This is a genomic window from Crenalkalicoccus roseus, assembly GCF_004761865.1.
GTDB lineage: Bacteria > Pseudomonadota > Alphaproteobacteria > Acetobacterales > Acetobacteraceae > Crenalkalicoccus > Crenalkalicoccus roseus.
The window spans coordinates 224,668-238,682 of record NZ_SJDM01000001.1 but is presented as its reverse complement, the minus strand read 5'-3'; the positions used below and the strand labels follow the sequence as shown (position 1 = coordinate 238,682).

At 73.3% G+C, this 14,015-nt stretch carries 10 protein-coding genes; 8 read left to right on the top strand and 2 right to left on the bottom strand.

The annotated features are described in order from the left end of the window. Positions 1 to 252: 252 nt before the first annotated feature. Positions 253 to 2,541 (top strand): hybrid sensor histidine kinase/response regulator, encoded by a 2,289-nt coding sequence (locus ET526_RS01125; protein WP_158295449.1) that lies wholly within the window; start codon positions 253 to 255, stop codon positions 2,539 to 2,541. 160 nt (positions 2,542 to 2,701) lie between these two features. Here ET526_RS01125 and ET526_RS01120 read toward each other — a convergent pair whose 3' ends face one another. Beyond that, complete coding sequence (locus tag ET526_RS01120; protein WP_135465812.1) at positions 2,702 to 3,808, bottom strand: hypothetical protein; 1,107 nt, start codon at positions 3,806 to 3,808, stop codon at positions 2,702 to 2,704. A 105-nt stretch (positions 3,809 to 3,913) separates the two neighbouring features. On the opposite strand from ET526_RS01120, the gene ET526_RS01115 reads away from it, so the two are divergent. From ET526_RS01115 to ET526_RS01095, 5 genes are all read left to right on the top strand, one after another. Beyond that, positions 3,914 to 5,770 (top strand): glycosyltransferase, encoded by a 1,857-nt coding sequence (locus tag ET526_RS01115; RefSeq protein WP_135465811.1) that lies wholly within the window; start codon positions 3,914 to 3,916, stop codon positions 5,768 to 5,770. Positions 5,771 to 5,934: 164 nt separating this feature from the next. Further along, the gene (locus ET526_RS01110; RefSeq protein ID WP_158295448.1) at positions 5,935 to 6,693 is read left to right on the top strand and encodes a PEP-CTERM sorting domain-containing protein; all 759 of its coding nucleotides are present in this window, start codon (positions 5,935 to 5,937) and stop codon (positions 6,691 to 6,693) included. Positions 6,694 to 6,939: 246 nt separating this feature from the next. Beyond that, positions 6,940 to 8,355, top strand: coding sequence for a mannose-1-phosphate guanylyltransferase/mannose-6-phosphate isomerase (locus tag ET526_RS01105; protein ID WP_135465809.1), 1,416 nt, complete (start codon positions 6,940 to 6,942; stop codon positions 8,353 to 8,355). 26 nt (positions 8,356 to 8,381) lie between these two features. Next, positions 8,382 to 9,590, top strand: a complete 1,209-nt coding sequence (locus ET526_RS01100) for a glycosyltransferase family 4 protein (RefSeq protein WP_135465808.1) — start codon at positions 8,382 to 8,384, stop codon at positions 9,588 to 9,590. Continuing rightward, entirely contained in the window at positions 9,590 to 10,333 is a 744-nt protein-coding gene (locus tag ET526_RS01095; protein ID WP_135465807.1) for a hypothetical protein, read from the top strand. Before ET526_RS01100 ends, ET526_RS01095 begins: the two co-directional genes overlap by 1 nt. On the opposite strand, the gene cysQ is transcribed toward ET526_RS01095, so the two are convergent. Then, the gene (gene cysQ, locus ET526_RS01090; RefSeq protein ID WP_135465806.1) at positions 10,297 to 11,094 is read right to left on the bottom strand and encodes a 3'(2'),5'-bisphosphate nucleotidase CysQ; all 798 of its coding nucleotides are present in this window, start codon (positions 11,092 to 11,094) and stop codon (positions 10,297 to 10,299) included. The two genes, ET526_RS01095 and cysQ, sit on opposite strands and share 37 nt — an antisense overlap. A gap of 96 nt (positions 11,095 to 11,190) precedes the next feature. On the opposite strand from cysQ, the gene cysD reads away from it, so the two are divergent. Both cysD and cysN read left to right on the top strand, forming a co-directional pair. Beyond that, a complete protein-coding gene (gene cysD / locus ET526_RS01085) occupies positions 11,191 to 12,114 on the top strand; it encodes a sulfate adenylyltransferase subunit CysD (protein WP_135465805.1) in 924 nt (307 codons plus the stop codon). Further along, positions 12,114 to 13,991 (top strand): sulfate adenylyltransferase subunit CysN, encoded by a 1,878-nt coding sequence (gene cysN / locus ET526_RS01080; protein ID WP_135465804.1) that lies wholly within the window; start codon positions 12,114 to 12,116, stop codon positions 13,989 to 13,991. Before cysD ends, cysN begins: the two co-directional genes overlap by 1 nt. Positions 13,992 to 14,015 lie beyond the last annotated feature (24 nt).

Here is a 14,015-nt window from a genome sequence, read left to right as displayed (position 1 = left end):
TCCTCTCGCGCGAGGCTAGAACAGATGGCGGAGGGCTGGAATCCGCCGGCTGCGCGCCCCGCCCACGGCCGGGCAGCATGCCTCGCGACAATGCTTGACGGCGCCCCACCGCCATGCGACCGCGCGCCATGGTCCTCCCCGTGCCGAAGACCGCATCCCAGCTCTCTTGCCTTGCGGATCCCGCAGCCCGCCGAGGCCGGATGGCGAGCGGGACGGCCCATGCCGCCTCGCCACCCAGGGGGCGCCGCGCCGATGCGTCCTAGCGCCGGTGCCTTTGCCCCGGCGGGCGCGCATCTGCTGCTGGCGCCGGATGCGCCGCGCTTCACCATCCTGGGCGCGGGCGGGAATTGCGTCGCCACCCTTGGCCGGGAGGCGCCGGCCGGCCTGGGGCTGTTCGAGGCGCTGGCCGGCTGGCCGCCCGGGGATGCACGCCGCCTGCGCCGCGCGCTGGAACGCGCGCTCGTCACCCGTGCCCGCCTTCGCCTGACCCTGCGGGGCCGGCGCGCCACGCTCACGCCCCTGCTCGGCCCGGATGGCGAGGTCGCCCACATCCTCCACACCCTGCGGGCCGCTCCTGACCAGCGGCGCGGGAAGGGCGTTCGGGACGCCGAGGCGGCGCTGCGGGAGAGCGATGCCAAATTCCAGGCCATCGCCGACTCCATCGAGCAGATGGTCTGGTCCACCCGGCCCGACGGCTATCACGACTACTACAACCAGCGCTGGTACGAGTTCACCGGCGTGCCCGAAGGCTCGACGGACGGGGACGCCTGGGCCGGGATGTTCCACCCGGACGACCGCGAGCGCACCTGGAAGGTCTGGCGCCACAGCCTGGAAACCGGCGAGCCCTACCGCATCGAGTACCGGCTGCGGCACCGTTCCGGCCAGTACCGCTGGGTGCTGGGCCGCGCCCAGGCGGTGCGCGACGCGCAGGGGCGGATCACGCGCTGGTTCGGCACCTGCACCGACATCCAGGAGATCGTCGAGGCGCGGGAGGTGCTGGCACGCTCGCGCGAGGCGCTGGAGCGGGAGATCGGCAAGCGCACGCGCGAGCGTGACCGGATCTGGGCGGTGAGCCAGGACCTGCTCGGCGTCGCCACCTTCGAGGGACGGTTCGAGAGCGTCAACCCGGCCTGGGGCACGGTGCTCGGCTGGACGGAGGAGGAGGTGCTGCGCACCCCCTTCCTCGACCTCGTCCACCCCGAGGACCGGGCGGCGACGCAGGCCGGTCTGGAACAGCTCGCCGCCGGAGCGCGGACGCTGCGCCTCGAGAACCGCTGCCGCACGCGGGAGGGTGGGTGGCGCTGGCTGTCCTGGACCGCGGTGCCCGAGGAGGGGCGGATGTACACCGTGGCCCGCGACGTCACCGAGGAGAAGGAGCGGGCCGAGGCGCTGCGGGCGGCGGAGGCGGCGCTGCGCCAGGCGCAGAAGATGGAGGCGGTGGGCCAGCTCACCGGCGGCGTCGCGCACGACTTCAACAACCTGCTCACCATCATCCGCTCCTCCACCGACCTGCTGCGCCGGCCGGACCTGCCCGAGGAGCGGCGCCGCCGCTACGTGGACGCGATCGCCGAGACGGTGGAGCGCGCCGCGCGCCTGACCGGGCAGCTCCTCGCCTTCGCGCGGCGCCAGGCGCTGAAGCCCGAGGTGTTCGACGCCGCCGCCCGGGTGCGCGCCATCACCGATATGCTGCGCAGCATCGTCGGCGCCCGCATCCGCATCCTGCTCGAGGCCGAGGAGGGCGGCGGCTGCCTGGTGGAGGCGGATGCCAGCCAGTTCGAGACCGCGCTCGTGAACATGGCGGTGAACGCGCGCGACGCCATGGAGGGCGAGGGCACGCTGACGGTGCGGGTCCGCCCGGCGCCGGGAATGCCGGCGATCCGCGGCCACCGCGGCGGGACGGGCGCCTTCGTCGCCATCTCCCTCGCCGATACCGGTGCCGGCATCCCGCCCGAGCGGATCGGCCACATCTTCGACCCCTTCTTCACCACCAAGGAGGTGGGCAAGGGCACCGGCCTCGGCCTCTCCCAGGTCTATGGCTTCGCCAAGCAGTCGGGGGGCGATGTCGCGGTGGAGAGCGAGGTCGGGCGCGGCACCACCTTCACCCTCTACCTGCCCCGGGCGCAGCGGGAGGCGCCCGCGGAGGTTCCGGCCCCGCCGCCGGCCGCCCCGGCCGAGCACGGCCGCGGCCGCAGGGTGCTCGTGGTCGAGGACAACGCCGATGTCGGCGGCTTCGCCGCGCAGATCCTGCAGGATCTCGGCTACGAGACCGTCTGGGTCGCCAATGCCGGCGAGGCGCTGGCGCGGCTGGCCGGGGATGCGGGCTTCGACGTGGTGTTCTCCGACGTGGTGATGCCGGGGATGAACGGGGTGGAGCTCGGCCGCGAGATCCGCCGCCGCCACCCCGGCCTGCCGGTGGTCCTGACCTCCGGCTACAGCCATGTGCTGGCGGAGGAGGGGTGGCACGGCTTCGAGCTGGTGCAGAAGCCCTACGCCGCCGAGGAGCTGTCGCGGGTGCTGCGCCGCGTCACGCGGCGGGCCTGAGCGGCGCCACCGCGCGATTCCGCCCCGGCGGGCCATGCCTGCGCCTTGTCCGATGCCGGCCGCCCCTGCCCGCCGGGGCTGATGGGCGGGGGCCGGCACCGCCCGCCCGTGACGGCGAGAGGCGATGATCCGCGTCGCCGCGCGCCCTTCCCGCCCCGGCTCAGAGCAGGGCGGCGAGCGCATCGGCCAGGGCCCGCTCCCCGGCGCGGTGGGCCTTCCGCCGCCGCTGCGCCAGGGCGGCGGGGGTCAGCACCGCCTCCCAGGCGATGCCGCGGGCCAGCGCGCGGCCCTCCCGCCAGGCGTCGAAGACGCCCCCCGGCCCCAGCACCACCCGCCCGCGCGTGCCGAGCGCCTCGGCCAGCGCCCCGATGCCCCCGCCATGGCAGCTCTCGACGCAGCCCGCCGCGGCGCGCAGCGCCGCCAGCAGCGCCGCCACCGGAAAGGGGGCGAACAGGAAGCGGATGGCGGGGCAGCGGAAATTGTCGCCGGAGAAGCCGCCGGCCAGGCTTTCCGCCAGCGCCTCCGGGGCGCCGAAGAAGAAGACGAGCAGCCGCGCCTCCGCCGCCTCCAGCGCGGCGAAGGCGCGCAGCGCCGGCGCGAGGTCGCCGAGCGTGCCGGGCGTGGCGAAGGCGAGCAGCGCCGGACGCCCCGCCTCGGCCAGCACCTCGATCCGGCTGGTGCCGGGTTCGGGATCGCGGCGCAGGCCGAGGAAATTGTACGGCCCGGTCTCCAGGTCGCACGCCATCCACCCCACCGGCGCCGCCACGGCCGGCAGCCGCCCGGCCGCGGCGAGCAGCGGCGCCAGGGGCAGCGGCGACGCCCCGCCGGGCAGCAGGCCGGCCCAGACCGCCTCCGGCGCCACCGTCAGCAGGCGATCCATGAGTTCGGCGCGCCGGCGGCGCAGGCCGCGGGGCTCGCCCGCCCGCCGCTCCTCGGCCAGCCCCAGCAGGTCCTCGCCGTCGAGCAGCAGCGCGTTGCGCGCCACCGGCAGCGGACAGGCGAGGTCGAGCGGGGCGGCGTGCAGCACCGCGAGATCCCCCTCCCAATCGGCGGGCGGCAGGAAATGCGGGTTGGCGAACGCCACCTCCCGCCCCTCCGCCTCCAGCGCCGCGCCGGCCAGGGCCAGCAGGCAGTCCTTGGGATGCCAGGCGAGGCCCGGGCCGTGGGGCAGGGCGGAAGGGCGGGGCCGGCCCGCCAGCACGACGCGCCGCGCCGCGCCGAGCCCTTCCGACAGCGCCGCCAGCCCGGCGGCCGATGCAGCCATCATCCGTGTCGCCCTCCCGGCCCGCAGGGTGGCCGGGATGGGATCTACTCCCCGGCGCCGGGGCATGCCAACCTCGGGTTGTATTTGCCACCGAGGCTTTCGGCCGACATGGACCAGGCGCCTCTTCTCCCCCCTCCTCCGCCCGGCCGCGCCGCCGGGGTGACGGAGGCGGAGCTTCTGCGCATCGCCCTTGCCGCCGCCCGCTTCCCGCGCAGCCTTCCGCCCGGGGCGGTGCCGGAGGCCGCCGACATCGAGCGCATCGCCCGCCGCTTCCCCGCCTTCCTTGCCGCGCGACTCGACGGCTTCGCCCGGCTGCGCGACGCGCCCGGCTTCGACGCGGCGCTGGCGGAATGGGGGCGGCGGCGATTCGGCGGCCCGGCGGAGGCGCTGGCGCGGCGCCTCGGCATCCCGCCGCGCGCCGGCCTGATCGCCGCCGCCGCCCTGCCCGCCCTCGGCGGGATGGCGCGGCGCGACCTGCCGGGCCTCGCCGCGCTGGACGCGCCGGGGCCGGGGCCGGTGCCGCTCTCGCGCCTGTTCCGGCTGCTGGTCTTCGCGCTGCGCCTGCGCCGGCCGGACATGCTGGAGCGGGTGGAGGACAGCCCCGGCGCCATCGCCGACTGGGCGGTGGTGTTCGGCCTTGCCGAGCACCGGCTGTGGCACCTGCTGCCGCCTGCGGACCGGCGGCTGCTTCTGGCGGGCACGGCGACGGCGCCCCCGCTCTTCCTGCGCGCCGTGCTGCGCTTCCGCGAGGATCTGCGCGCCCTCGCCGCCCGGCCGCCGCTGCTGCGGGAATGGATGCGCGACCATGCCGTGCGCGAATACGGCATCGCCCCGCGGGAGCCGGCGCCGGTCCCGGCGCGGCCGGGGCTGCTGACGGTGATCGGCCCCTGGCGGCAGGTGCTCGGCATCGCCGATGACTGCTTCTCCGCCTGCCTGGCGCTGGACTCGCTCGGCTGCGAGTTCGAGGTGGTGGGCACCCGCGTCGCCTCCCGGATCGAGACCGACCGGGACAAGCTCGCCCGCCTCGCCCCCCGCGCCGCCGCCGTGCCGCGGGGCGAGCGGGTGCTGTTCTGCGACACGCTGTTCGAGGCCACCTTCTGGGCGCTGGCGCACTGGCCGCGCTTCGCCGCCTTCCGCCGCGCCGACCTGTTCGCGCCCTGGGAGCTGCCGGCGCTGCCGCCGGGCTGGGAGGCGGCGGCGCGGCTGTTCGACGGCGTGCTGGCGCCCTCCGCCTTCGTGCAGCGCGCCTTCGCCGAGGCCGGGGTCGGGCGGGCGCTGCGCGTGACCTCCTCGGTCGAGCTGACGGGGCGGCACCGCGTGGCGGATGCGCTGGCGCTGCGCCGGCGCCTTCCCCTGCCGCCGGGGCGGCGGGTGCTGGCCTGCGTGTTCGACGCCTCCTCCTGGCTGTCGCGCAAGAATCCGGAGGCGGCGCTGCGCGCCTTCGCGCGGCTCAGGCGGCAGGTGCGCAATGTGACGCTGGTGGTGAAGACGACGCGCGGGCGGAGCGCCCGCGGCGCGGCGCGGCGCCTCGGCGCCCTGCTGCGCGGCATGCCCGACGTGGTGTGGGTGGACGGCGCCTGGCCGAACGCGGATGTGGAGGCGCTGCTGCGCCGGGCGGAGGCGCTGGTCTCGCTGCACCGCGCCGAGGGGTTCGGGCGCAACATCGCCAAGGCGCTGCTGCTCGGGCGGCGGGTGGTGGTGACCGACTGGTCGGGCAATGCGGACATGGCGGCGGAGCCCGGCTATCTCGGCGTGCCCTTCCGGCTGCGCCGCCTCTCGGACCGGGATTATGTGTGCGGGGAGGGCCAGGTCTGGGCCGAGCCCGATGTGCGCGGCGCGGCGCGGCGGCTGCGCGCGGCGCTGGTGCGCCGCCCGCTGGTGCCGGGACGGGCGGCGCTGCGCTTCTCCCGCCGGCGGCTGGCGCGGCGGCTGGGGCGGGCGCTGGGGGTGGGGCCGCCGGGATGATGGCGGGGCCGTCATCCGGGCGGGGCGGCGGCGCGCCGATTCGCAATGCGTCCAGTTACACACCTGAAAGAAGAATCACGGAAGCGTGCTTCCCGTGCCGGACGGTTCCGCCTGCCTAGCGGCCTCCCCTACCGTTGCGGATGCCATGTGAAGGGAGGAAACGCATGTGGCGACGCAGCCTGATGGCGGCGGCCTTGGCTGTCGGATTATCCCTGCCTGGACCGTCGCAGGCCGGGCAGCACCTGAATCCTTTGACTTGGGCAGTGGAGCTGGCGGGCATCCCGGACGTGCAGATTCTGCCGATGCCCGAGCACTTTATTGTCGGAAGGGATGACTGGGGTTGGTGGACCGCCGCCACGCAATACACCCCTGTGGATGTGAGTGCCTCACCCAATGTTGAGAGACCCCCCGGTTATGACGGCCCGATCTATCGTGTCCGGGACAGCGAACACATCCCGCCCTTGAATAGCAGCGCCGGGCAATGGAGCGGATACTATTATTGTCATTATTTTACACCATGCTTTGGAGCAACAGAATACATATATGTTCTTCCCTACAAAATTGTTGGAATAGTTGGTAATTTGACTTATATAGCAGGACCTACCGTTTATCAAACCCTGAGTTTTTTTGACAACGATATGTTTATCCGGCATGGAATGAATAACGATCAACTTGGTTACTACAATGGATTCTTTGGTGCGCTTTGGAGTGTTCCGACCAATGTGCTGGTTGTCACCAACTTGGCACCCAGTGATGCTTCCGGACCAAGTTTCGTCCTGACGAACGCCCAGGTGATAGTCGCACCGATCGGTGTGCCCGAACCTAGTGCCCTGGCCTTGTTGCTTGTCGGAGCAGCGGGGCTCATTGGCGGAGCATACGCGACGAAGACCCGCCCTTTCGGCGGACGGAACAAGCCGGCCTGAGGAGATATCCAGGTGCCGGTCGTACATGGCAGCGGCGCCCCGCGCCACTGCTGGCTTGGACATCGAACACGGCGGGTTTCGGGATGCGGACCAGGGCGGCGGCACGCCTCCAAGTTTATGTTCATCTGCCATATACAACCAACACTTCCCTCCCGCCCCGCTTCGCCCTAGTCTCCCCCGCCATGGTTTCCGCCCCGGGCGCGTTCGGCTATCCCGGCGCCCCACAGCGCGGCAGGCGAGGGTCATTTGAGCATCGTTCCGGTTATCCTCTCGGGCGGCACGGGCACCAGGCTCTGGCCGCTCTCCCGCGAAGGCTATCCGAAGCAGTTCTGGCCGCTGGTCTCGGAGCGGACCATGCTGCAGGAAACCGCCTCCCGCGCCGCCGGGCCGGGCTTCGCCCCGCCCGTCGTGGTCTGCAACGAGGCGCACCGCTTCCTGGTCGCCGAGCAGCTCCGCGCCGCCGAGGCGAAGGGCGCGCGCATCCTGCTCGAACCGGCCGGGCGCAACAGCGGCCCCGCCGTGGCCGCGGCGGCGCTGCTGCTGCGCGACCAGGACCCGGAGGCGGTGCTCTGGCTGATGGCCGCCGACGCCGCCATCGCCGACCTTCCGGCGCTGCTCGCGGCGCTGGACCGGGCCGTGGTCGCCGCCCGCGCCGGGCGCATCGTCACCTTCGGCATGACGCCGACCGCGCCCGAGACCGGCTACGGCTACATCGAGCAGGGCGAGGAGCTGGCCGAGGCGCCGGGCGTGCGCGCCGTGCGCCGCTTCGTCGAGAAGCCGGACGCGGAGACGGCGGAGCGCTTCCTCGCCGGGGGGCGGCACCTCTGGAACAGCGGCATGTTCGTCGCCTCCGCCGCCACCCTGATCGCCGAGTTCGAGGCGCACGCCCCGGCGGTGCTCCGCGCCGTCGAGGCGGCGCTGGCCGGCGCGGTGCGCGACCTCGACTTCTGCCGCCTGGCGGCGGAGCCCTTCCTCGCCGCGCCCTCCATCTCGATGGACTACGCGGTGATGGAGAAGACCGGGCGCGCCGCGGTGGTGCCGGCCTCGATCGGCTGGTCCGACCTCGGCTCCTGGGACGCGCTGTGGGAGGCGGCGCCGAAGGACGCCTCCGGCAACGTCGCCGCCGGCCCGGTCGAGCTGGTGGACAGCGCCGGCTGCCTCGTCCGCTCCGAGGGCATCCTGACCGGCGTGGTCGGGCTGACCGACATGGTGGTGGTGACGACCGACGACGCCGTGCTGGTGGTGCCGCGCCGCCGCTCCCAGGACGTGAAGCTGCTGGTCGAGCGGCTGCGCGCCGCCGGGCGGCGGGAGGCCACCGAGCACCGCCGCGTCTACCGCCCCTGGGGCCACTACGAGGGGCTGATCCTCGGCGAGCGCTTCCAGGTGAAGAAGATCCAGGTGCGGCCGGGCCACAAGCTCTCCCTGCAGAAGCACCACCACCGCGCCGAGCACTGGGTGGTGGTGAACGGCACCGCCATCGTGCAGCGCGACGCGGAGAGCCTGCTGGTGCGGGAGAACGAGAGCGTCTACCTGCCGCTCGGCTGCGTCCACCGGCTGGAGAATCCGGGCAAGATCCCGCTGACGCTGATCGAGGTGCAGTCCGGCGCCTATCTCGGCGAGGACGACATCGTCCGCATCGAGGACACCTATGGCCGCGCCTGAGCGGCGGCCGCCGCGGGGCTAGCCGCGTGGCGACGAGGGGCACGGCCACGGCGCGCCGCGCCGCCGCGCCGCCCCTGCCGGAGGACCTGCCCTCCCTCGCCCGGCTGTTCGCCGAGGGGCGGACGCTGTTCCTCGACATCGGCCCGCTGCGCGAGCCGCAATTCACCGGCATCCCCAACGTCGCCGCCAACCTGGCGCGGGCGGCGCTGGAGGCCGGGCTGCCCTGCCGCTTCTTCATCGGCGAGAATCTGATCCGCCCCGAGCATGTCCGCTTCCTGCTGGAGAGCGGCGGCGGCTTCTTCGGCTACCACCACCAGCTCGGCCAGACGGCGGCGGGCCCGCTGCTGGCCGAGGTGCGGCGGGCGCCGCGCCCGGTCGGGCTGTTCCCGGCGGAAAAGCCCTTCCACCGGCTGTTCGATGTCGAGCTGCAGGTGGTGCACGACTTCTCCACCATCGCCACGCCGCATTTCCACCTCGACGCCACCAGGGCGCGGCACGGGGCGAGCCTGCTCGACGACATCGCCAGCAACGACCTGACCATCTGCGTCTCCGCCGCCACCGCCGGGTATCTGAGGCGCCTCTGCCCCGAGGCGGCGGGGCGCGTGGCGGTGGCGCCGAACGGCGTGCGCTGGCCGGAGCGGTTCGCGGCCATGGCGGAGGCCCTCTACGGCCGCCTCGACTTCGAGCCCTTCGTCCTCATCCTCGGCACCCTGGAGCCGCGCAAGAACCTGGAGGTGGTGTTCCGCGCCCTGGCCGAGGATCGCGGCCTGCTCGGCCGCTACCGCTGGATCTTCACCGGGCGGGAAGGCTGGCTGTTCGACTTCGCCGGAACCGCGGCGCGCCACCTCGGCGCGGTGCCGGAGAACGTCACCCATGCCGGCTTCGTGGACGAGTTCCGGAAATACGCGCTGCTGCGCTTCGCGCGCTTCACCATCTACCCCTCCCTGTTCGAGGGCTTCGGCCTGCCGATCCTGGAATCCCTCAGCCTCGGCACGCCGCCGGTCCACTCCGCCTCCTCCTCCATGGCCGAGGTGGCGGGCGAGGCGGGCTTCCCCTTCCGCCCCGAGAGCCCGGCGGAGCTGCTCGGCGCCATCTACCGGCTGGAGGCGGCGCTGGCCGAGGACGCGGCGGCGTTGCGGCGGCGCTGCCTCGACCGGGCGGCCGGCTTCACCTGGCAGGGCATGCTGGCCACCATCCTCAGGGAGACGCTCCTGCTCGAGCGGGGGCGGGCGTGATGGACGGCGCGGCGGAAGCCCCGGCCGCGGCGCGCGGGCTGCCCCGCATCCCCGGCAGCCCCTCGCTGGTCGGCCGCTTCGAGGCCCTGGAGCATGGCCACGAGGCGGTGGGCTGGGTGCTCGACATGGCCTCCCCCGACCGGCGCTGCCTCGTGGAGCTGCGCCTCGACGGCCGGCCGGTGGCGCAGGCGGAAGCGGGGCTGCCCCGCCCGGAGCTGCGCGCCTTCCGCATCCGCCCCGATTGCGGCTTCCGCATCGGGCTTCCCGCCGCCGCCTTCGACGGCACGCTGCGCAGCGCCGCGGTGGCGGTGCTGCCGGAGGGGCTGCGGCTCGGCCCGCCCCGCCCGCTGGCGGGGGTGGTCCGCGACCACGGCACCTTCCCGAAGCGGTTCTCCGCGGACAGCATCCTGCGGCTGCAGGACGGGCCACCCGACTGGGACCGGGTGTTCCCGCCGGCCTTCCTGCAGCGCCACGGCGTACGGGCGGCGGTGGCCTACGCCTATCTGTGGCTGCTGCGCCGCCCCCCCGACCGCGCCGGCTGGGACCATTATTCGGAGCGCATCCTGTCCGGCGAGCTCGGCCTCGGCGCCTTCCTGCGCGAACTGGCCGGCGGGGCGGAGGGGGTGGCGGCACGGCGCGGCGGGATCGCGCTGCTCGCCGAGTTCGAGGCGGTGCTCGCCGCCGCCTGCCGGCTGCCGCCGGACGCTCAGCCCCCCCAGGCGATGAAGGGCCCGTTGCGGTAGCCCGCCGCGGCCTTGCCGTAGCCGAGCGGCGCGCCCTCCGGCGTCGTCACCCGCCCGCCGGCGGCCTCCAGCACCGCCTGGCCGGCCGCGGTGTCCCACTCCATGGTCGGGCCGAAGCGCGGATAGACATCCGCCTCGCCTTCCGCGATCAGGCAGAATTTCAGCGAGGAGCCGATGGAGCGGCGCTCCGTCACCGGCAGGGTGGCGAGGAAGCGCTCCGTCTCCGCGTCCAGGTGCGAGCGGCTGGCGACGGCGACCAGCCCCGCGGCCGGGCGCGGCCGCACCCGGATGGGGCGGCGCGGCGCCCCGGCGAGGCTGCCGCCGGGGGCGACCTCCACCACCTCGGCGCCGGCGCCGGCCCTGCCGAGCCAGAGGCGGCCCAGCGCCGGGGCGTGCACCACGCCGAGGCGCGGCCGCCCCTCGCGGATGAGGGCGATGTTCACCGTGAACTCCCCGTTGCGGCCGAGGAACTCCCTGGTGCCGTCCAGCGGGTCCACCAGCAGGAAGGCCTCGCCGGCCGCGCCGAGCCCCGCCGCGGCCGGCGCCGCCTCCTCGGAGAGCACGGGCAGGTCCGGGAAGTGGCGCGCCAGGCCCTCGGCGATCACCGCCTCCGCGGCGAGGTCGGCGGCGGTGAGCGGGCTGCCGTCGGCCTTGCGCGTGGCCTCCGCCGGGGCGGCGTAGATCCGCAGGATGGCGGCGCCGGCGGCCAGCGCAAGTCCGGCGAGACTGCGGAGGGCCGGGTCCGCAACGGTTTCTTGCATATGTGGAATGTCCTGATTCTCGCTGGATGGTAGCGGCTAATGCGGGGTAATACTACCTGGAGGTGATAAGCCCTCTGCCCCCCTCCGGAGCAAGACATGTCCTCCACCCTGCTGCAACCCAGACTGTCGGCCCATCTGCGGCGGCTGGAAGCCGAGTCGATCGCCATCATCCGGGAGGTGGCGGCCTCCTTCCGCAACCCGGTGATGCTCTACTCCATCGGCAAGGATTCGGGGGTGATGCTGCACCTCGCCCTCAAGGCCTTCGCCCCGGGCAAGCCGCCCTTCCCGCTGCTGCACGTGGACACGACCTGGAAGTTCCGGGAGATGATCGAGTTCCGGGACCAGGTCGCGCGGCGCTATGGCCTCGACCTGATCGTGCACACCAACGAGGAGGGGCTGCGGCGGGGCATCAACCCCATCACCTCCGGCTCGGCGCTGCACACCCAGGTGATGAAGACCGAGGCGCTGAAGCAGGCCCTCGACAAGTACCAGTTCGACGCCGCCTTCGGTGGCGCGCGGCGCGACGAGGAGAAGTCCCGCGCCAAGGAGCGGGTGTTCAGCTTCCGCGGCGAGGGCCATTCCTGGGACCCGCGCAACCAGCGCCCGGAGCTGTGGAACCTGTTCAACACCCGGATCCGCCAGGGCGAGAGCATCCGCGTCTTTCCGCTCTCCAACTGGACCGAGTTCGACGTCTGGGACTACGTCCTGGCCGAGGACCTGCCGGTGGTGCCGCTCTACTTCGCCAGGCCGCGCCCCGTGGTGCGCCGCAGCGGCACCTGGATCATGGTGGACGACGGCCGCCTGCCGCTCGAACCCGGCGAGCAGCCGGAGATGCGATGGGTGCGCTTCCGCACCCTCGGCTGCTACCCGCTCTCCGGCGCCATCGAGAGCCGTGCCCAGACGCTGGAGGCGATCATCGCCGAGATGCGTGGCGCCCGCACCAGCGAGCGCCAGGGCCGCCTCATCGACAGCGACGAGGAGGCCTCCATGGAGAAGAAGAAGCGCGAGGGCTACTTCTGATGGACACCAACGCCTACGCGGCAGGCACCGAGGCCGCGACGCGCGGCCTGCTGCGCTTCCTCACCTGCGGCTCGGTGGACGACGGCAAGTCCACCCTGATCGGGCGGCTGCTCTACGACAGCCAGCTCATCATGGAGGACACGCTCAAAAGCCTCGAGAAGGACAGTCGCAGGCATGGCACCACGGGAGAGGAGATCGACCTCGCCCTGCTGGTGGACGGGCTGGAGGCGGAGCGCCAGCAGGGCATCACCATCGACGTCGCCTACCGCTTCTTCGCCACGCCGCGGCGCAGCTTCATCGTCGCCGACACGCCGGGGCACGAGCAGTACACGCGCAACATGGCGACCGGGGCGTCCAACTCCGACCTCGCCATCATCCTGATCGACGCCCGCAAGGGCGTGCTGACGCAGACCAAGCGGCACACCTACATCTGCTCGCTGCTCGGCATCCGCCACATCGTGGTGGCGGTGAACAAGATCGACCTGGTCGGCTTCTCGCAGGACGCGTTCGACCGCATCGTCGGCGACTACGTCACCTTCGCCGCCCCGCTCGGCTTCCACTCCATCGTGCCGGTGCCGATCTCGGCCCGCTACGGCGACAACGTGACGACGCGTTCGGGCAACATGCCCTGGTACCGCGGCACCACGCTGGTCGGCCACCTGGAGACGGTGGAGGTGGAGCAGGAGGCGGCGGACAAGCCCTTCCGCTTCCCGGTGCAGTGGGTGAACCGGCCGAACCTCGACTTCCGCGGCTTCTCCGGCACCGTCGCCTCGGGCCGCATCGCGCGCGGCGACCAGGTGGTGGTGGCGGCCTCGGGCAAGGCGAGCCGCGTCGCCCGCATCCTCGCCCCCGGGGGCGAGGCCGACTCCGCGGCGGCGGGGGAGGCAGTGACGCTCTGCCTCGAGGACGAGATCGACATCGCGCGCGGCGACGTGCTCTGCCCACCCTCGCAGCGGCCCGCGGTCGTCGACCAGTTCGCCGCGCACATCCTGTGGATGGACGAGGAGCCGATGCTGCCCGGGCGGCAGTACCTGATGCGCATCGGCAACCTCTGGACGCCCGCCTCGGTCACCTCGATCCGGCACGGGGTGAACGTGAACACCCTGGAGCACGAGCCGGCGCGGCAGGTGGAGCTGAACGGTATCGCCTTCTGCAACCTCTCCACGGCTCGGCCGGTCGCCGTCGATGCCTACGAGGAGAACCGCGCCACCGGGGCCTTCATCCTGGTGGACCGCTTCACCAACCGCACCGCGGCGGCGGGCATGGTGGCGTTCCCGCTGCGCCGCGCCACCAACATCCACCACGAGAGCACGCTGGTGGACAAGGCGGCGCGCGCGGCGCTGAACCAGCAGAAGCCGGTGGTGCTGTGGTTCACCGGCCTCTCCGGCTCGGGCAAGTCCACGGTGGCGAAGCTGGTGGAGCGGGAGCTGCACCGTGCCGGGCGCCTGACCTACATCCTCGACGGGGACAACGTGCGCCACGGGCTGAACCGCGACCTCGGCTTCACCGACGCCGACCGGGTGGAGAACATCCGCCGCATCGGCGAGGTGGCGAGGCTGTTCGTGGATGCGGGGGTGATCGTGCTCTGCTCCTTCATCTCGCCCTTCCGCGCCGAGCGGCAGATGGTGCGGGACCTGATGGAGCCCGGCGAGTTCGTCGAGGTGTTCGTGGACACCCCGCTCGAGGAGTGCATGCGGCGCGACCCCAAGGGCCTCTACGCCAGGGCCAGGGCGGGCGCGATCCCGAACTTCACCGGCCTCGACAGCCCCTACGAGCCGCCGGAGGCGCCGGAGATCACGCTGCGCACCGTCGGCACCACGCCCGAGGCGCTGGCGCAGGAATTGCTGCGCCGGCTGCGGGAGATGGGCTATCCGTAGGCCGGGGCAGGGGGGTGGCGCGGG

Bases quoted from the DNA above. Each gene is read 5' to 3' on its own strand.
- ET526_RS01125 (WP_158295449.1), top strand. From the start codon at position 253: ATGCGTCCTAGCGCCGGTGCCTTTGCCCCGGCGGGCGCGCATCTGCTG.
- ET526_RS01120 (WP_135465812.1), bottom strand. From the start codon at position 3,808: ATGATGGCTGCATCGGCCGCCGGGCTGGCGGCGCTGTCGGAAGGGCTC.
- ET526_RS01115 (WP_135465811.1), top strand. From the start codon at position 3,914: ATGGACCAGGCGCCTCTTCTCCCCCCTCCTCCGCCCGGCCGCGCCGCC.
- ET526_RS01110 (WP_158295448.1), top strand. From the start codon at position 5,935: ATGTGGCGACGCAGCCTGATGGCGGCGGCCTTGGCTGTCGGATTATCC.
- ET526_RS01095 (WP_135465807.1), top strand. From the start codon at position 9,590: ATGGACGGCGCGGCGGAAGCCCCGGCCGCGGCGCGCGGGCTGCCCCGC.
- cysQ (WP_135465806.1), bottom strand. From the start codon at position 11,094: ATGCAAGAAACCGTTGCGGACCCGGCCCTCCGCAGTCTCGCCGGACTT.
- cysD (WP_135465805.1), top strand. From the start codon at position 11,191: ATGTCCTCCACCCTGCTGCAACCCAGACTGTCGGCCCATCTGCGGCGG.
- cysN (WP_135465804.1), top strand. From the start codon at position 12,114: ATGGACACCAACGCCTACGCGGCAGGCACCGAGGCCGCGACGCGCGGC.